Origin of the sequence: Helicobacter sp. 10-6591 (assembly GCF_003288805.1) — a bacterium.
In the GTDB taxonomy this organism is placed as follows: domain Bacteria; phylum Campylobacterota; class Campylobacteria; order Campylobacterales; family Helicobacteraceae; genus Helicobacter_F.
Genome location: NZ_NHYK01000003.1, coordinates 100,565 through 118,543 on the forward strand (window position 1 = coordinate 100,565; position 17,979 = coordinate 118,543).

14 protein-coding genes, 2 tRNA genes, 1 rRNA gene and 1 pseudogene are annotated in these 17,979 nt (G+C 38.1%); 13 read left to right on the top strand and 5 right to left on the bottom strand.

Annotated features, from left to right (window positions below):
- Positions 1 to 86: 86 nt before the first annotated feature.
- From fabZ to CCY97_RS01835, 6 genes are all read left to right on the top strand, one after another.
- Positions 87 to 539, top strand: a complete 453-nt coding sequence (gene fabZ, locus CCY97_RS01810) for a 3-hydroxyacyl-ACP dehydratase FabZ (RefSeq protein WP_112063785.1) — start codon at positions 87 to 89, stop codon at positions 537 to 539.
- Between the two features lie 17 nt (positions 540 to 556).
- Positions 557 to 1,360 (top strand): acyl-ACP--UDP-N-acetylglucosamine O-acyltransferase, encoded by an 804-nt coding sequence (gene lpxA / locus CCY97_RS01815; RefSeq protein ID WP_112063786.1) that lies wholly within the window; start codon positions 557 to 559, stop codon positions 1,358 to 1,360.
- Positions 1,353 to 2,630 (top strand): ATP-dependent protease ATP-binding subunit ClpX, encoded by a 1,278-nt coding sequence (gene clpX / locus CCY97_RS01820; RefSeq protein ID WP_112063787.1) that lies wholly within the window; start codon positions 1,353 to 1,355, stop codon positions 2,628 to 2,630. The genes lpxA and clpX overlap by 8 nt, the downstream gene beginning before the upstream one ends.
- A 64-nt stretch (positions 2,631 to 2,694) precedes the next feature.
- Positions 2,695 to 3,729, top strand: a complete 1,035-nt coding sequence (locus CCY97_RS01825) for a rod shape-determining protein (RefSeq protein WP_112063788.1) — start codon at positions 2,695 to 2,697, stop codon at positions 3,727 to 3,729.
- Positions 3,730 to 3,743: 14 nt separating this feature from the next.
- A complete protein-coding gene (mreC, locus tag CCY97_RS01830) occupies positions 3,744 to 4,556 on the top strand; it encodes a rod shape-determining protein MreC (RefSeq protein WP_112063789.1) in 813 nt (270 codons plus the stop codon).
- Positions 4,537 to 6,684: a hypothetical protein gene (locus CCY97_RS01835; RefSeq protein ID WP_112063790.1), complete on the top strand. Its 2,148-nt coding sequence runs from the start codon at positions 4,537 to 4,539 to the stop codon at positions 6,682 to 6,684. The genes mreC and CCY97_RS01835 overlap by 20 nt, the downstream gene beginning before the upstream one ends.
- Here CCY97_RS01835 and rmuC read toward each other — a convergent pair.
- Both rmuC and CCY97_RS01845 read right to left on the bottom strand, forming a co-directional pair.
- Positions 6,664 to 7,908, bottom strand: coding sequence for a DNA recombination protein RmuC (gene rmuC / locus CCY97_RS01840; protein WP_112063791.1), 1,245 nt, complete (start codon positions 7,906 to 7,908; stop codon positions 6,664 to 6,666). The two genes, CCY97_RS01835 and rmuC, sit on opposite strands and share 21 nt — an antisense overlap.
- The gene (locus CCY97_RS01845; protein ID WP_181562785.1) at positions 7,899 to 8,993 is read right to left on the bottom strand and encodes an asparaginase; all 1,095 of its coding nucleotides are present in this window, start codon (positions 8,991 to 8,993) and stop codon (positions 7,899 to 7,901) included. Before CCY97_RS01845 ends, rmuC begins: the two co-directional genes overlap by 10 nt.
- A gap of 123 nt (positions 8,994 to 9,116) precedes the next feature.
- Between CCY97_RS01845 and CCY97_RS01850 the strand changes: the two genes are divergently transcribed.
- The 3 genes from CCY97_RS01850 to CCY97_RS01860 are packed head-to-tail and all read left to right on the top strand — an operon-like array spanning position 9,117 to position 11,380.
- Positions 9,117 to 9,902, top strand: a complete 786-nt coding sequence (locus tag CCY97_RS01850) for a zinc ABC transporter substrate-binding protein (protein WP_112063804.1) — start codon at positions 9,117 to 9,119, stop codon at positions 9,900 to 9,902.
- A 2-nt stretch (positions 9,903 to 9,904) separates the two neighbouring features.
- Positions 9,905 to 10,546, top strand: a complete 642-nt coding sequence (locus CCY97_RS01855) for an ATP-binding cassette domain-containing protein (RefSeq protein WP_112063793.1) — start codon at positions 9,905 to 9,907, stop codon at positions 10,544 to 10,546.
- Between the two features lie 15 nt (positions 10,547 to 10,561).
- Positions 10,562 to 11,380, top strand: a complete 819-nt coding sequence (locus CCY97_RS01860) for a metal ABC transporter permease (protein ID WP_112063794.1) — start codon at positions 10,562 to 10,564, stop codon at positions 11,378 to 11,380.
- 10 nt (positions 11,381 to 11,390) lie between these two features.
- Here CCY97_RS01860 and CCY97_RS08430 read toward each other — a convergent pair.
- The 3 genes and pseudogenes from CCY97_RS08430 to CCY97_RS01875 all read right to left on the bottom strand — a co-directional run.
- Positions 11,391 to 11,509: pseudogene (locus tag CCY97_RS08430) on the bottom strand (phospholipase A); the annotation flags it as partial.
- Positions 11,509 to 11,817, bottom strand: a complete 309-nt coding sequence (locus CCY97_RS08435; RefSeq protein ID WP_258456832.1) for a hypothetical protein — start codon at positions 11,815 to 11,817, stop codon at positions 11,509 to 11,511. The gene CCY97_RS08435 and the pseudogene CCY97_RS08430, both read right to left, overlap by 1 nt.
- A 159-nt stretch (positions 11,818 to 11,976) precedes the next feature.
- Positions 11,977 to 12,834 (bottom strand): phospholipase A, encoded by an 858-nt coding sequence (locus tag CCY97_RS01875; RefSeq protein WP_112063796.1) that lies wholly within the window; start codon positions 12,832 to 12,834, stop codon positions 11,977 to 11,979.
- A 156-nt stretch (positions 12,835 to 12,990) separates the two neighbouring features.
- On the opposite strand from CCY97_RS01875, the gene glmS reads away from it, so the two are divergent.
- The 4 genes from glmS to CCY97_RS01895 all read left to right on the top strand — a co-directional run bounded on the left by glmS (position 12,991) and on the right by CCY97_RS01895 (position 17,682).
- Complete coding sequence (glmS, locus tag CCY97_RS01880) at positions 12,991 to 14,787, top strand: glutamine--fructose-6-phosphate transaminase (isomerizing) (RefSeq protein WP_112063797.1); 1,797 nt, start codon at positions 12,991 to 12,993, stop codon at positions 14,785 to 14,787.
- Between the two features lie 774 nt (positions 14,788 to 15,561).
- Positions 15,562 to 17,059 (top strand): 16S ribosomal RNA (locus CCY97_RS01885).
- A gap of 122 nt (positions 17,060 to 17,181) precedes the next feature.
- Positions 17,182 to 17,258 (top strand) — tRNA-Ile (locus CCY97_RS01890).
- A 348-nt stretch (positions 17,259 to 17,606) separates the two neighbouring features.
- A tRNA-Ala gene (locus CCY97_RS01895) sits at positions 17,607 to 17,682 on the top strand.
- Positions 17,683 to 17,979: the final 297 nt, after the last annotated feature.

The following is a 17,979-nucleotide window of genomic DNA, read 5'->3' on the forward strand; positions in this document are numbered from 1 at the left end:
CACAAAGCCTTTTTTTGTTACAATGCACCCTTTTACAGAAATTAAGGGAATTTAAATTTAAGGATCCAAATTTTAGGAGAAATTTCATGTTGGATATCAATATGATTCGAGAGATTTTGCCACATCGCTATCCAATGTTACTTGTGGATAGGGTTGTTTCATTGATTCCAAATCAATCTATAGAAGCCTATAAAAATGTAACGATTAATGAGGAGGTTTTTTTAGGACACTTTCCTAAGCAGCCTATCTATCCGGGTGTCATGCAGATTGAAGGAATGGCGCAAGCTGGTGGGTTGCTTGCGTTTGTAAGTATGTTTGGTCATGACACCAAAGAAGCAGAGAATAAGATTGTGTATTTCATGACAATAGATAAGGTTAAGTTTCGCATTCCTGTACTCCCTGGAGATAAGCTTGTATATAAGTTGCATGTACTCAAGCATAAAGGAAATATTTGGAGTTTAGGAGCACAAGCAACTGTTGATGATAAGCTTGTTTCAGAAGCAGAATTAAAAGCTATGATTGCCGATGGTGCAAGCTAAGATAAGGAGAGTTTCTTATGGTATATAACGGAATTTCTCCGCACGCTCTTATTGCCAGTGGCGCAAAAATCGGCAAGAATGTGACGATAGGACATTTTTGTGTTATTGATGCAGATGTTGAAATCGGTGATGATTGCGAGATAGGGAATAATGTAACTATTACAGGCAGGACAAAACTTGGCAAACATAACAGAATCTATAATGGTGCGTGTGTTGGGGTAGCACCACAAGATTTAAAATATGCAGGTGAAGATACAGAGCTTGTTGTGGGGGATGATAATATCATTCGTGAGTTTGTTACGCTCAATATTGGCACACAAGGTGGTGGCGGTAGAACAAGCATAGGGAATAACAATTTATTTATGGCATATGCGCATGTAGCTCATGATTGTGTGGTTGGGAATCATTGCATATTTGCCAATGTGGCTACACTCGGTGGGCATGTGCATATAGGAGATTATGTGAATCTTGGTGGCCTAAGTGCAGTGCATCAGTTTGTAAAAATTGGAGATGGTTGCATGGTAGGTGGTGTGTCTGCGCTTACGCAGGACTTGCCACCATATTGCATAGCACATGGAAACCATGCTTTTATCATCGGACTTAATAAGCATAGAATGCGAAAGATCTTTACTCGTGAGGAGATTGATAGTATATCAGCGCTTTATAAGAGATTATTTTCTCATAGTGCGCCTATGAAAGATATAGCGCAAAAAGAGTTGGATTCTCCAAATATTTCAGAATCCCATCGCTATGTTTGTGAATTTATCCTTTCAAACACTAGAGGTATAGCTATTAAGCATAAGGAAAAAGACAATGATTAAATATTGTAGTTTTTGTGGAAGTCCTGAGACGCCTAACAATCCTATTCTTACTGGCAATAAAACAGGACATAATGTTTATATTTGTAGAAATTGCATAAAAAGCGGAGAGAGTATTTTCAATAATTATAAGCCCTATATTGAGGATGAGCAAACGACAGAAAAGCCATTGAATATCCCAACTCCTAAAGAGCTTAATGCGAAACTTGATGAATATGTCATAGGGCAGGATAAGGCAAAAAAAATATTTTGCGTTGCGGTGTATAACCACTATAAACGTATCAATTTAGAATCACAGGCTAAAGATCAAGAATCGATATTAGGTGATTTGCGTAGTGTAGAAATTTCAAAGTCTAATATCTTGCTTATTGGCCCCACAGGTAGTGGGAAGACGCTTATGGCACAGACTTTAGCGAGATTTCTGGATGTGCCTATTGCAATCTCTGATGCTACAAGCCTTACAGAAGCTGGTTATGTAGGTGAGGATGTTGAAAATATCCTCACTCGTCTTTATCAAGCGGCTGATGGGGATGTTGAGCGCGCACAAAGAGGAATTGTATTTATCGATGAGATTGATAAAATCTCGCGTCTTTCAGAGAATCGCTCTATAACGCGTGATGTAAGTGGTGAAGGTGTGCAGCAAGCGCTTTTAAAAATCATAGAAGGAAGTGTGGTGAATATCCCACCAAAAGGTGGCAGAAAGCATCCAAACCAAGAATTCATCCAGCTTGACACAAGCCATATTCTTTTTATTTGTGGTGGAGCATTTGATGGTCTGGGGGAAATTATCAAAAGACGAGTGGGTGGTAATGTCCTTGGATTCCATGGAAAGAAACATAGCAAGAGCGATGAGAATTATTTGTTGCATTTGGTTGAATCTGAAGATTTGGTAAGTTATGGGCTTATTCCTGAGCTTATTGGGAGATTGCATGTGATTACAACATTAGACCCAATAGACAAAGATGCAATGGTTGCGATTCTCACAAAGCCAAAAAATGCTCTTATTAAGCAATATCAAAAACTTTTTTTGATGGATGGGGCGCGATTGAATTTTGATAAAGATGCTATAGAAAAGATTGCAGAGCTTGCTGTTGCCCGAAAGATTGGTGCAAGAGGTTTGCGCTCAATTATCGAAGAGAGTATTAGCGATTTGATGTATGATTTGCCTGAGCTGAAAGATTGTGAGATAACAATTACAAAAAATTGTATAGATGGAATGCACAAACCACTTGTTGTTAAAAAGGTAAGCAAGAAAAAAACACTTACCTCATAGGGTTTATATATCGATTTTAGCGAGGTGTGTAGTTTAAAAATCAAATTTGTTTAAGGAGTTTGTAATGCTAATGGATAAAATAATTGGCATTTTTTCAAAAGATATTGCTATTGATTTGGGCACAGCAAACACAATCGTGCTTGTCAAAAATGAAGGGATTGTCATAAATGAGCCATCAGTAGTTGCAGTAGAGTACAACAAACGCAGCTATGGGAGGATTCTGGCGGTAGGACGCGAAGCTAAGGATATGGAAGGTAAGACTCCTGATAGAATCCGTGCAGTTCGCCCAATGAGAGATGGAGTAATTGCAGATTTTGATATGACCGAAAAAATGATACGTTATTTTATTGAGGAAGCACATAAACGCAAAACTCTCATTCGTCCTAGAATAATGGTATGTGTGCCTTACGGTCTTACAGGTGTGGAAAAGAAGGCAGTCAAAGAATCTGTTTTAAGCGCAGGAGCCAGAGAGGTGTATTTGATAGAAGAACCTATGGCAGCAGCTATCGGTGCGGGACTGCAGACGGAGGAGGCGAAAGGGAATCTTGTCATTGATATTGGTGGTGGAACAACTGAGATAGGTGTTGTGTCTTATGGTGGGCTTGTGATTAGCAAAAGTATCAAGGTTGCAGGAGACAAATTTGATGTCGCGATTATGGAATATGTGCGTAAGAAATATAACTTGCTGATAGGGGAACGCACAGCGGAGGAGATCAAATTCCAAATAGGATCAGCCTCAATGCTAGAGAATCCGCCAACAATCCAAGTCCGAGGGCGCGATAATGTAAGTGGTTTGCTAAACACAGTTGAGCTCACAAGTGAGGATGCAAGAGAAGCTATGAAAGATCAGCTCAAAGAGATTGCTAATGCCTTAAAGAGTGTTTTGGAAGCACTTCCACCAGATCTTTCAGGTGATATTATTGAGAATGGAATCGTTCTAACAGGTGGAGGTGCACTTATACGTGGGCTTGATAAGTATCTCTCTGATATCGTTCGTTTACCAGTGTATGTGGCTGAAGAACCTTTGCTATGCGTAGCTAAGGGTACCGGTAAAGCTATGGAAGACCCAAAACTTTTAGAAGAATTGACTATTGATTAGAATCCAGAGTTTTTATGCGTTATAAAATGCTTATTTTTTGGGTTTTATTTTTTGTAATCGTTATTGTAAGCATGGAGTTAAGCAAGGGTTTTGAAAACAAGATTCTTGCTCTTGGAGATAGGGTAAGAATCTTTTTTATTGTGAATACACAAGGTATTAGCGATTGGTATGAAAGACATTTCGAGCAAGCCAAAATGATAGAAACTCTCAAACATAAGGTTACTGATTATGATAGGGTTGTTCTGCAAAATATTGCATTGCAAAACAGCAACGCAGAATTAAATGCAATCCTCGCAACCCAGAATTTTCCAAGTACTCCCCAAATCTATCTTTCTTACATGACTTCGTATGTTAGGATGGGTGAATATGATAGGGTATGGCTATCTTTAGATACACAAACACAGCAAAACCTTAAAGAGTCTAAACTTTATGGACTTGTAAGAAATGGTATAGCGCTTGGCATAGCGCGTTATAGAAATGGCAGATTGCAAGGGTTTTTTAATGGTGCACCAGAGTGTAGCTATGGTGTTTTTATTGGAGCAAATAAAGCACTTGGGATTTTAGATGGCACAAGCAAGACTAAAAACAACCAATATGCCAATGTCAATTACATTCCCAAGTGGGTGGATATAAAAATAGGCGATGAGGTGTATACCAATGGGCTTGATGGTATTTTTATTGCGAATATTGCAGTGGGAAAGGTTGTAAATATTTACGAAAGCCACAACTATTTGCAGGCTGATATACAAACCTATGCACACAATCAAGAAAGTGGCTACATGTGGGTGATAAACTCCGGGTTTGAAAATGCAGATTTCGCTGATTGAAAAACTTCTGGCACAGATCCCAAACAAATACGCTCTTGATAAAGCAGTATTGCTTTTAGCAGAAATCCCCCTCTCTGATTTGCAGCGGTTTTGCCAAGCGCACAAGCAGCAAGCACATCATATTTGTATGCAGTTTGCAAACCATTTAGAACATATATTTTTGAGTGGTCATATTTGTGAAGTCGATTATATGCTGGTTTTTCCACTTCTGCGCTTTGCTGCTCCGCCTTTAGATTCTCGTTTTGAAGTATTTTTAGAGAATCTAGAAGCTTTGCTGTTTGGGACAAGTAGCAATGAGATTGAAAATATTTTTTTTATACAAATCTGTAGTGTTTGTAAAATGTTTGCTTTTGGCGCAGAGCAAGGTATGGAATTTTTTATCAGCAAAGTATGCCAACTTGATATGAGCGTGGTGCATAGCGAGAATATAGCGAGCTTTATTGTTGAGTATTTTGTGAAGCTTGGTGTGGATTTTGAGTTTTTTCTTGGCTGTATGCAGAGATTTCTTCCACAAATCCTAGAATTTTCCAAATTTCGTCGCAGAAGTGTATTTAATTGGCAATTGCATTGTTTTTGGAATGTAGAGGGGTATTTTAACCATACAAAATGGCTTGCTCTCTATCCAGTGTGGCGTGATATTTTTTATGGGATTTTATCGCGTGTGCAGGAGAATCTCAATAGCAAAAATTTTGATAGCGCACAGAGCTTGCTTGATGAGGCGTTGTATGTGCAGTTTTTTATCTATCACATATGCGGGAATAGCTTTCATACACAAGATCAATGGAGGATGTTTTGTGAGGAGATAGACAAGGTCGCATCAAAGGTATATGCGCAGTTTAGGCCATATATGCAAGAGTTTTTAACTCCACATACAAAGGAACATACACCATCTAAACTTCATACCATAGGGATTCTCAAAGACAGAATCGTAGAAAACTCACCTTTTAAAGTGGAATATTCGCTTTTTAAAAACTTGTTGACCGATGAGGAGTTTTGCAAACGTTTTAGGCTGAAAATTTATAACATGGGATTACTAGAAAAAAGCCCTGATGAAGAAAAACTTGTAAGAGAGCTAGAATCTCTTGGTGTAGAGGTCTGCCAATATGCATTGCAAGAAAATACAAAGGGTTTTTATAATTCGCATCTTACAAAGGCGCTTTTGCTTCTAAAAGAGATGCAAAATGACAACATAGTGGCTTTATTTAGTCCAAATAATGGCTATGGAATAAGCGATTTTTTGCTGAGTATTAAGGCTTGCGATAAGCAGATTTATTATTCTCATGGGAATTTCGTGTATGACATCCCTAATATCTCAATACGTGCTACGCATATTTGCAATGCTTCAACAAAGGTATGGCACGAAGGTTTTGAGTTTAGCGGGATACCAATCAAGATGGATATGAGATTCTATAACCCTGTGCTACATACTAATGATTTGCATGCAATTAAGGTGCTAAAAACAAAATATTCTAAAAAATGTTTGGGTACCATAGGCAGACTTGTTAAGCTTGATTCTAAAGAATATATGCAAGCAATTGTACGTATAATGCAACAAAATCCAGAATGTGTGTATCTGGCCTGTGGTGGTGGCAATAAAAATTCTGTGCGTGAGCGCATTAAAGAGGCATTTTATGATGAGATGGGTCATGAGTCATGCTCCAATCAATTAGAGTCATTGCTAGAGCGATTCTATTTTGAGGGATATGTAGATAGTGTGGTGTATGGGCATGTGATTGATTTGTGGCTTGATAGTTTTCCGCTTGAGCAAGGAGAGAGCCGTATAGAATACGTCGCTAAAGGCGGGATAGCACTTGTGCTAAGTCAAGAGAGTTTCAAGGAGCGGATGCAAAGGATAGAGAATCTTGTAAATACACACACAAGGATTTTAGAGGAATTTTTACAAATACATCCACACAAGGCAAGTAATCTGGATCATATAAAGGAAATTCTGCAAGATTGCTCACTTGTAAGCTTTAGCCAAGAGGAATATGTACACAAGGCTAATTCTTTACTAGCTTTGGATTCTCTAGAGAATTTACGTTCTCAAAGCATGCTAACGCGTGAAATATTGGATTTTCTTAGAGAAAAGCAATGTGTAAATAGTTTTTTAAGAATCATAACCAGGTAAGCTTTTTGTCGTTTTTGCCCCTAGTTCTTTGAGCCGCTCTATTTGACTTTGTAGCCCGCCCTTACCACTTAGTTTTGTCCCCAAAGTATCGATACTTTTTTGGAGGCCTTGTGTTCTGTTGTTGATTGTTTCGAAATCTTGCATGACTGCGGCAAATTTGTCATAGAGTTTTCCTGCCATCTCAAAAGTTTTGAGTGCTTTTTTGTCCATATCAATATGCTGCCAGGAAATATCTATGGTTTTGAGTGCCATAAGCAGAGTGTGTGGGGTTGTGATATAGATCTTTTTGTTGTAAGCATATTGGTAGAGGGAGTTATCAGATTCTAGAGCCAGATCGAGGATGTTTTGGTAGGGGATAAAAAGCAACACAAAGTTATAAGTATGCGCATCAAAGCGAGCATAAGGCTTTTTAGCAAGCTCATCAATGCGCACTTTGAGATTTTGTGCTAGCTGTGCACAGATATGAGAATCAATATTTTCGAAGCCAAAATCACTTGGCAGTGAAAACTTCGCATCAATAATAATGCTTTTATTGTCATTGAGATACACGACGGCATCTGGGCGATAGGATTGCTCTTCGTCTTTGAAATGTGCTTGTAGATGGTATTGCTGTCCTTGTATGAGTCCGCTGGATTCTAAGACATTTTTAAGTTGCAGTTCCCCGAAGTTCCCTCGTATCTTCTTATCACCCTTGAGAATCTGGGTGAGTTTTTCGGCATTTTCACTCATGAGCTTGCTTGATTGGAACATATTTGTAATGTTTGCTTGCATTTTTGCTTCATTTTCCCCAAGACTTTTAGAATAAAGCTCCATGCTAGCTTTTATGGGTGTAAAAATTTCATCCAATATTTTTTTGGAATCCTTATTAAGGGTGATTTCATTTTGTTTCAAAAGTGATTCTTGCTGGTGATAAAAGGTTTTTTCTAATTCATTTTTGAGTGTGCTGAGGTTGTGTTGGTATTTTTCCTCAAGATTTATATTGAGTTTTTGTGTGCTTTCAAGATTGGCTTCTAAACGTGCATTTTGCTCTCTGCTTTTTTGGAAGTCCGTTTCAAGGGATTTTAATTTTTCTTTAAGCGCGAGATTTTTTTGTTGCTGTAATTCTAGGTCTTTAGTGTAAGTGTGCAGTTTCAAGTGCAGTGTATTGAGTCTCATAATACATAATCCAAGCAAGATTACGAATACAAAGGCAAACAAACTAACACAAATAAGAGCTATAAGCATTTTGTTCCCTCTGTAGAGAATATATTCTCAATCCATTTTCGCCGTGATTGTAGTGTTTTGAGATTCTGAAATTTTTGTGCGCTGAGGGCTAGCATTAAGAGAATCCTAGCTTTTTGTGGATTGAGATTGTAGGCATTAAGAAACTCACTGTGTGCTATGAGAGCATTATTTACCCGTGAACTCATCACGATGAAGGCCCCATGTTTGTTTAGAGCTTGCAATAGCATTTTTTGTGTGATTGGGGGCTTTATACCAAAGAGATTGCAATCTACTTCGTCTTGCTTTAAGATTCTATTGTTTATATTACCCGCACCAAGACCTGCTATCACAAAGCCTCGCACACCTTGAGCGAAAAGAAATGTAGCCAAGCTGGCACAGGAGTCATTTTGGTATGCATAGAGGATCTCAACTCGTGGCAGGAGTTTGTCTTTAAGCTGATAGATAGAAGGAAGCTCTGTTTTGTTTGTCTTAAGTTTTGGCATATGAAAAAATATTTGGGAATTTGTAATGCTTCCTAATGGTTTGGTGTCCTCAAATGCTGCTGTACTGAGTGTATGGGTTTTACGTATTTGGTGGGCATGGTAGATAAAGTCCCCGATAACCACAAATACATTGTTTTCTGTTTTATGTAATTGTTTGAGCAGCCGGCTTGCAAGCAAAAATGCATTATAAAGAGACCGGCTGCCATCATAACTAAGTACATTGCTAGGACGCATACTTGCTGTAAATATCACCGGTTTGGAGGATTGTAAAATAAGGGAGAGAAAATACGCACTTTCCTCTAGAGAATCTGTGCCATGAGTGATAACAATACCTTGTATGCTTGGGTCTTCAAGCAGCTCTTGGAGAAAGAATGCAAGTTTGAGAAGCGTTGGATTATCCATATCCGCACTATCGATTTTTGCAAATTCTAAATTGATGATTTCTGCTAATTGGTGTATTTCAGGAATTTGTATCAATAAAGAATCATTATCCAGAATACCTGCTTTGTATTTAGCGCTTACACTATTTTCAGCTATTCCTAATATCGTCCCACCAGCTGTAACAAATGCTATCTTTGGTTTGGTTTGGGTCTTGGGATTCATCAATATTCTCATAATTTTTGGAAAAATAGTAGCAAAAAATTAAGCTATATTGAGGCATCATTGCGTGCATAATAATTCATGTTCTTGGGGTGATAAGTGGAAAGATTTTGCAATGCTGTTTGTTTGTTTTTTTTGATACTTTGTAGTGTTTTATTCGCTGGAGAATCTTATAAAGTTAGTGTGAGTATTCCTCCTGTTGGGTATTTTGTGTCAAAAATTGCGGGGGATAGTTTGACAATCAATGTTCTTGTGCCACAAAATAGCGACGAGCACCATTTAGAACTAAAACCACAAGATCTAATAGAGGTAGAAAAGAGCGATTTGTATTTTGCAAGTGGGCTAGAGTTTGAGAGGAAAATCATCAGACAGCTCAAGAGAAAAGGCAATTTCAATGTTATCGCGCTCAATCCAAAGAATTTGCGCGATCCAGATCCCCACACTTGGCTTGATCCATTGTTAGTCAAAAAACAAGCACACCTTATTGCAAAAGCACTCAGTAAAAAGTATCCACAAAATAAAATCCTTTATGAAAAGAATCTTGAAAATTTTTTGGAAGAAATTGACGGTTTGCATATGAAGATGAAAGATCTTTTGAGTGGTTTAAGAAGTAACAAATTTATAGTCTATCACCCGTCGTGGAATTATTTTGCTAAGGCCTATAATCTCGTGCAGATTCCAATTGAAATTGAAGGTAAAGAGCCAAAACCACGTGATTTACAAGAATTAATCAAAAGAGCCAAGAAAGAAAACATAAAAATCGTGTTTGTACAAGAAGGTTTTCCAGACACCATCGCACGTAATATAGCAAGTGAATGTGGGGCAGATGTGGTATCTATCAATCATCTTAGTGCTGATTGGGAGGCGGAGCTACTAAAAACAGCGCAAGTTTTACATAACGCATTGAAATAGAAATGCAGCTTTTTAGATTCTCAAATCTTGATTTTGCTTTTGATAAGGAGCTTGTGTTAAAAAATATTAATATCGCGTGTCATACAGAGGATTTTTTGTTGGTAATCGGTCCAAATGGCAGTGGAAAATCTACATTTTTGCGATTACTTTTGGGCTTACAACCCTATAAAATAGGCACGATAGAGCGCAATATCAAAATATCAGAAATTGGCTATGTACCCCAAAGTACTCAAGCAAACCCAAATTTTCCATTGCGTGTTTTAGAAGCCACTCTTATGGGTAAAATAGACAGGAAATGTTTTGGTTTTTATAGCAATCAAGATAAGTGTGAGGCACACGAAGCGCTGAAAAGTGTAGGGATGGGAGAGTTTTGGAACCATAGAATAAATGACTTAAGCATAGGACAAAGGCAACGGGTGTTTGTTGCCAGGGCGCTTTTGGGCAAGTGTAAATTGCTTGTTTTAGATGAGCCTACAGCAAGCTTAGATTCTAAGGCTACAGAGAATATTTTAGTCTTGCTTAAAAATTTGCATTCCCAAGGGATTGCTATCGTTCTTGTGAGCCATGATCTTTTATCAACCTCTAAGTTTGCTACAAAAATAGCACATATCAACAAAACATTATCTGTTCAGCATCTCGCATAAATTCAAAGGTCATTCATGTTTGAGATTTTAGAATTCCATTTTTTTCAAAACGCTTTATTGTGTGCGTTATTGACTAGTGTTGCATGTGGAATCATAGGTGTTTTAGCAATGATAAATAGATTGTTGTCTTTGGCTGGGGGTATTACACATGGTGCATTTGGTGGGATTGGTATAGGATTTTATTTTGCGTTGCCATTGGTTTTTAGTACAAGTATTTTTACTTTGCTTTTAGCATTGATTGTTGCTTTTTTAACTCATCGCTATCCACATAGAAGCGAAAATATTATTAGTGTGATTTGGGCATTTGGTATGGCATTGGGGTTATTGTTTTTGGATTTAAGTCCTGGGTACAAAAATGATGTTATGGGTTATTTGTTTGGGAATATCTTGGCGACCTCAGATGATGATTTGATTCTTTTGTTTGTGTGTGATTGTGTATTTGTATTGCTTGTGCTTATTTTTTATAGACAATTTGAAGCTTTGAGCTTTGACTATGAGTTTGCTAAGGTTCGTGGTGTGAATGTAGTGCTGCTTTATTATTTGCTTGTTATGATGATAGCACTTTGTATTGTATTAAGTATTCGAGTAGTTGGGCTTATTTTGGTTATTGCGCTTTTGGCAATTCCTTGCTTTATAGCGGAGAGTTTTACTAAAAGGCTCGGGTCCATGATGGTAGTATCAGTTTTGTTGAGTTTGTTTATTTGTTTGAGTGGTTTGTTTTTAAGCTATTTTTATAATCTTACAAGTGGAGCAAGCATTATTATGGTAGCAAGCTTGGCTTTTGGTATTTGTGTGGGTATAAGGGTTGCAATAGCAAAATGCAAATTTTTATAGATTTTGTAGGACGCACTCCAATACCAAGACGATTTGAATGGATATTGTATTCATAGATATTATCCCCATACCCATTTGTGTATTGCGCATAGATTCCCATCGCAGAAGTTTGTACGTATAGCCCATTCTTATTCTAGCGTCATGATTTGGCAAATCTTAAAGACAGAAGGATTTGATCTTGCGTGCGCTATCTTTCTCCTGTTTCGCCATTTGGTGTGCTTGCGTCCTAGTCGGACTTCTCGCAACGCTTTTGATGAAGTTTTGTAGGGGAAGTAAAGCTCTGGAAACATAGTCAATGTCTCTGAAATGGACGAGAATCTGTTCCATTGTAATTTTGCAAAAATGATGTTTGTGTGTAAGCAAAGCAAAAGAAATACTTTTTCTTGGGATTCTAAAGCTAAGTTGGAATTTGGTTTTGGTGGCAATGTTTTTGTCATGCACTTGACTAAAGCTGCAATGGCACGGAAGTAAGCAGATAGGATTTGTGCATACAAATCACTGAAGAAATAAGGTTATCTTAAGATTCTATTGATGTGGATCGGTAAAAGAAAAATTCTGAATATGACAATAATTTAAGAAGTGCAAGTTTTCTTTAATTATGGATTTTGCCAAAAGCGAAATCCAATACCAAGACGATTTGAATGGATATTGTATTCATAGATATTATCCCCATACCCATTTGTGTATTGCACATAGACTCCAATATTTTGCGACACATGGAAGGTGTAGCCAAGTGTAAATTTTGGTTTGAAAAAGTTGTAATTGAAGTTATAGTTTGGAATAAGAGGAGTGACTTTGGCCTCAAAGAGATGTCTTGAGTAGTTTACATAAATCATAAGATCAGCATATCCTCTGTATTGAACCAGATCAGGGTTGTCGTGTAAAAAACCTTGAGAATGGGTATTAAGCCATGTCCATAATTGCAATACAGTACCAACCTTTAAACGTTGATTGCGACCATTATCGATTTTTAAGGACAGCAAGACTTGGTTTTGCGTGCGCGATCTTGCTGTTCTTTCGCCATTTGATGTGTGCTTGACACCTAGTCGGATGTGGCGGAGTTTTGTAAGAGGATTCTCATATGCAAGGTAGAATTCTGGAGAGTAGTCAGTGTCTCTAAATGGTTCTGATTCATGGTTGTAATTTTGAAAAAATGATGTTTGTGTGTAGGCAAAAAAAAGAAAATATCTTCGCTGGATATTTATAACTGGGATTCTAAAACTAAATTGGAATTTGGTTTCAGCACGAACATTATCATCATAAAGCCCACTAAAAGTATAATAGTAGGGAAGAGCATAGATTGGATTATGTATATACAAATCGTTTAAGAAAAATATTGTTTCATGAGAAGAATTTGTATTATTGTAATTCACGGAATCCATAGCTGCAGAATAGGAACTGTTGAGAACGACAATCCAAAGAAACATAAATTTTATATATCGAAAGAGTTGCAAATGGCCTCCAAAAAATAACTAAGTTCTGTTTGTGTATTCACTTGATTAAGCTCCAAGCAGTTTCGGCTTTTAAGTGAAAAAGTTTAGATTATATTGTAAGATTGTCAAAAGTTTGCTTTGGAATTCTAGTGCTTTGTGCATTTTTGGAGTATTTGAATGTGTGGAATTATCGGCTACATAGGGGAAAGTGAAAAAAAACAAATTATTCTTAGTGGACTTAAAGAGCTTGAATACAGAGGATATGATAGTGCTGGAATGGCGATCTTAGCTAACGATAAAATATTTAATTTTAAGGCAGTGGGGAAAATTGTAAATCTAGAGAATAAATGTGCTGAATTTAGTTCAAGTGGTTTTGGTATAGGGATAGGGCATACTAGATGGGCTACACATGGCAAGCCGACTGAGACTAATGCACACCCGCATTTTGCAGAATTTAGTAGTGTGGTGCATAATGGGATTATAGAAAACTATGCACAAATTAGACAAAATTTAGAATCCCGGGGACACCAATTTATAAGTCAAACAGATACAGAAATCATTGTCCATTTATTTGAAGAAAATTTGAAGATACATTCTCATCCTTTGGAAGCTTTCAAAGAAAGTATCAATGCTTTGAATGGAGCATACGCAATATTACTTATTACAAAGGCTTCTCCAGATTCTGTGTTTTATGCCAAAAAAGGCTCTCCCCTCATTATAGGAAAAGGCAATGCCCAAAATCCAGGAATTTATTTTGCAAGTTCTGACGCACCGCTAATTGGACTTGTTGATAAGGTGTGCTACTTGGAGGATAATGAAATTGGTTACAGTAGTCTAGATAATTTTGATAATCTTAAAAATATCCAGCCATTGCATACAAACAAGTCTTATGCACAAAAAGATGGCTACCGTTTTTTTATGGAAAAAGAGATTTATGAGCAGCACAAGGTGTTGCTAGAAACTATGATGGGCAGAGTTAATGATGATTTTATAGGATTTGAGGAGGTTGGACCTGAGTTTTTTGAAAATATCCAAGAGATAAGTATTTGTGCATGTGGGACGAGCTATCATGCAGGATTAAGTGCAAAGTATTTATTAGAGCGTGAAGCAAAGATTAAATGCAATGTGGTGTTTGCAAGTGAATTTCGCTATGCAAAGCCTGTAATGAGAGAAAATGAACTTTTTGTCTGTGTGTCTCAGAGTGGTGAAACTGCTGATACACTAGAGGCTTTGAAGCTTGCTAAAGCCCATGGACTTAAAACACTTGCAATCTGTAATGTTGATAATAGCTCTATCGTTAGAGAATCTCATAAGAGTGTGCTTACTCGGGCTGGGATTGAAAAAGGTGTAGCGAGCACAAAGGCTTTTGCTACGCAAGTTATGGTGTTATGGATTTTGAGTGTATATATCGGGTATTTGCGTGGTGCAATCACAAAAGATATGATCAAATCTTATGCTAAGACGATGCTAGAGGCGGGCAAAAAAACGAAAATAGATTCTAAGCTTCATGATAGGATAAAAAGGCTTTCAAGGCGATATTTACATGGACATGGGTTCTTCTTTATAGGACGCGATGTGTTTTATCCACTAGCATTAGAAGGCGCACTCAAATTAAAAGAGATCAGTTATTTGCATGCGGAGGGTTATCCTAGTGGAGAGATGAAACACGGGCCGATAGCGCTTGCAGATTCTGGATTGTTCTGTTTAGCACTTCTCCCAAAACATATGTTGTTTGATAAAGTCAGGAGCAATGTCGAAGAGTTAAGTGTGCGAGACACCACAATTTGTGCGATTTGTAGCGAAGAAATAGAAGGTGTTGATGATATGGTATATATTCCTAAGAGTACGCACTATATGGAGGAATTTTATGCAATGATGGTAGTATTGCAACTTTTAGCTTTAGAGATCTCTATTAAGCTTGGTAATGATGTGGATATGCCAAGGAATCTTGCAAAATCTGTCACCGTCGAATAACCCTCTCTCCCTTAAACCAATTTTAAGCATTATGCTCGTAATATTGCGCTTCCCAATGTTTTTGGCGTTCCTTATTTCCTAAAGTGTTTTTTCTCACATATCATTGATTTTTCGAGATTCTTGGATTCTTAATTGAGTCTTTAAGTTTTTCCAGCAGAAGTTTTCAAGAAACTTTAAAAAAAGATATTTTTGATTTAAAATAGCTTTTTTATGCTGTAGCCTTAACCAGTAAAATACGCCAATACAAACCAAGATTTTTTTATTTTGAATAGATCTGAAATCTTGTCTTGTGTATATTCTGTGTATAAAAAATGGTGTTTTGTTGAAAAACTCTCGAAAACTTAATGTTGAGATTACTTCAAGACATTTTTGTTTCAGGATAAGACAGACCTCAATAATTTTTGGTGTTCTTTTACTTGAATAACTTTTAAGCGTAAAACCTTGAGAGAGATTTTGGGTAATGATCTTTGAAATCTAAGCAAGAAACAAAGAGATGAAGTTGTGTTATGTAACTTTATCAAATCTTTTTTCTTAAATACTATTTCTCAATCTAACTTTGAGCTTTATTGCACAAAGTGACAAGAGTGATAACTTTAAGAGATTAGGACAAATAATCCATAGATCTAAAAAGTTCAAAAGAATTTGAGTTGACTAACTGAAACTTCTTTTTTAACTTTTTCAAGAATTTGGTTATTAGTTATTTTGACCAATTCTTTACAGATAATTTCAAATCATCTGTTTGTAATAGCATGGTTTGATGAGAGATTCTGTATTTTTACGGAGAGTTTGATCCTGGCTCAGAGTGAACGCTGGCGGCGTGCCTAATACATGCAAGTCGAACGATGAAGCTTCTAGCTTGCTAGAAGTGGATTAGTGGCGCACGGGTGAGTAATGCATAGATAACATACCCTTTAGTCTAGGATAGCCACTGGAAACGGTGATTAATACTGGATACTCCCTACGGGGGAAAGTTTTTCGCTAAAGGATTGGTCTATGTCCTATCAGCTTGTTGGTGAGGTAATGGCTCACCAAGGCTATGACGGGTATCCGGCCTGAGAGGGTGATCGGACACACTGGAACTGAGACACGGTCCAGACTCCTACGGGAGGCAGCAGTAGGGAATATTGCTCAATGGGGGAAACCCTGAAGCAGCAACGCCGCGTGGAGGATGAAGGTTTTCGGATTGTAAACTCCTTTTGTGAGAGAAGATAATGACGGTATCTCACGAATAAGCACCGGCTAACTCCGTGCCAGCAGCCGCGGTAATACGGAGGGTGCAAGCGTTACTCGGAATCACTGGGCGTAAAGAGTGCGCAGGCGGATTAATAAGTCAGATGTGAAATCCTATGGCTTAACCATAGAACTGCATTTGAAACTATTAGTCTAGAGTGTGGGAGAGGTAGGTGGAATTCTTGGTGTAGGGGTAAAATCCGTAGATATCAAGAGGAATACTCATTGCGAAGGCGACCTACTGGAACATTACTGACGCTCATGCACGAAAGCGTGGGGAGCAAACAGGATTAGATACCCTGGTAGTCCACGCCCTAAACGATGAATGCTAGTTGTTGTGGAGCTTGTCTCTGCAGTAATGCAGCTAACGCATTAAGCATTCCGCCTGGGGAGTACGGTCGCAAGATTAAAACTCAAAGGAATAGACGGGGACCCGCACAAGCGGTGGAGCATGTGGTTTAATTCGAAGATACGCGAAGAACCTTACCTAGGCTTGACATTGATAGAATCTGCTAGAGATAGCGGAGTGCTGGCTTGCCAGAGCTTGAAAACAGGTGCTGCACGGCTGTCGTCAGCTCGTGTCGTGAGATGTTGGGTTAAGTCCCGCAACGAGCGCAACCCTCGTCCTTAGTTGCTAGCAGTTCGGCTGAGCACTCTAAGGAGACTGCCTTCGTAAGGAGGAGGAAGGTGAGGACGACGTCAAGTCATCATGGCCCTTACGCCTAGGGCTACACACGTGCTACAATGGGGTGCACAAAGAGATGCAATAGTGTGAGCTGGAGCCAATCTCTAAAACATCTCTCAGTTCGGATTGTAGTCTGCAACTCGACTACATGAAGCTGGAATCGCTAGTAATCGCAAATCAGCAATGTTGCGGTGAATACGTTCCCGGGTCTTGTACTCACCGCCCGTCACACCATGGGAGTTGTATTTGCCTTAAGTCGGAATGCTAAATTGGCTACCGCCCACGGCAGATGCAGCGACTGGGGTGAAGTCGTAACAAGGTAACCGTAGGTGAACCTGCGGTTGGATCACCTCCTTTCTAGAGATATGTTTGGCTGATTCGTTTTATCCAAACAGATGTAACAGGCTTCATCTTCTTTGTTCTTGCTTAGTTTTTAGAGATCACCAAAGTTCAAAAATTTTTAAGAGGTGTTAGAATAGGGGCTTATAGCTCAGGTGGTTAGAGCGCACCCCTGATAAGGGTGAGGTCGGAGGTTCAAGTCCTCCTAAGCCCACCATGATTGTTCTTTTTGATTCTTGTTGTTTGGTATTACAGAAAACTTTTGTGTAGGTAGTAAGAATATGCTACTGGTAGATACAGATAGTAAGTTCTAAGCTCATGTAAGGAACAAGTACAGGGTATAGAGCAAGCTTCCTTGGTATACAGTTCCAAGATGAGATTTGCATAAGTATTTATGAAAAGTATAGATTAATATATTGGGTCTATAGAGATTCTAAATGATGTATATGTTTATATATCCCAGATATTTCATTAAATATTTCGCTTGCTAACTGGTATTAGTAACTAGGCTATCTTAAAATAATTCTATGCAAGGAACTGTTCTTTAGAAAATTCAAAAATATAAGGGGAATTAGCTCAGCTGGGAGAGCGCCTGCTTTGCACGCAGGAGGTCAGCGGTTCGATCCCGCTATTCTCCACCAAGACTTATAAGTTATCAACCAACACACTCCAAAACTCGTAGTTATTCATACAAACACGAAATATCAAGACTATAACAAATATTAAAAAGCCTACAAACTACTTTTCAACCCTCACCGCCTAACATAGCTTTATACAGATCAAACAATCCCAATTGCATAGATTCCATCAAAGTGGTTTTTGGAGGATTAAACTTAAGTGCGCTAGGTATCATTGGCGAATACATAGGACGCAGCTACGAACAGAGTAAGAGAAGACCGCATTTTATTATTGCAGAGTCTCTCTAGTACAAACTCAAG

What these genes read in the sequence shown, in the direction of transcription:
- fabZ (WP_112063785.1), top strand. Translation starts at nt 87, where the DNA reads ATGTTGGATATCAATATGATTCGAGAGATTTTGCCACATCGCTATCCA.
- lpxA (WP_112063786.1), top strand. Translation starts at nt 557, where the DNA reads ATGGTATATAACGGAATTTCTCCGCACGCTCTTATTGCCAGTGGCGCA.
- clpX (WP_112063787.1), top strand. Translation starts at nt 1,353, where the DNA reads ATGATTAAATATTGTAGTTTTTGTGGAAGTCCTGAGACGCCTAACAAT.
- CCY97_RS01825 (WP_112063788.1), top strand. Translation starts at nt 2,695, where the DNA reads ATGCTAATGGATAAAATAATTGGCATTTTTTCAAAAGATATTGCTATT.
- mreC (WP_112063789.1), top strand. Translation starts at nt 3,744, where the DNA reads ATGCGTTATAAAATGCTTATTTTTTGGGTTTTATTTTTTGTAATCGTT.
- CCY97_RS01835 (WP_112063790.1), top strand. Translation starts at nt 4,537, where the DNA reads ATGCAGATTTCGCTGATTGAAAAACTTCTGGCACAGATCCCAAACAAA.
- rmuC (WP_112063791.1), bottom strand. Translation starts at nt 7,908, where the DNA reads ATGCTTATAGCTCTTATTTGTGTTAGTTTGTTTGCCTTTGTATTCGTA.
- CCY97_RS01845 (WP_181562785.1), bottom strand. Translation starts at nt 8,993, where the DNA reads ATGAATCCCAAGACCCAAACCAAACCAAAGATAGCATTTGTTACAGCT.
- CCY97_RS01855 (WP_112063793.1), top strand. Translation starts at nt 9,905, where the DNA reads ATGCAGCTTTTTAGATTCTCAAATCTTGATTTTGCTTTTGATAAGGAG.
- CCY97_RS01860 (WP_112063794.1), top strand. Translation starts at nt 10,562, where the DNA reads ATGTTTGAGATTTTAGAATTCCATTTTTTTCAAAACGCTTTATTGTGT.
- CCY97_RS08435 (WP_258456832.1), bottom strand. Translation starts at nt 11,817, where the DNA reads ATGACAAAAACATTGCCACCAAAACCAAATTCCAACTTAGCTTTAGAA.
- glmS (WP_112063797.1), top strand. Translation starts at nt 12,991, where the DNA reads ATGTGTGGAATTATCGGCTACATAGGGGAAAGTGAAAAAAAACAAATT.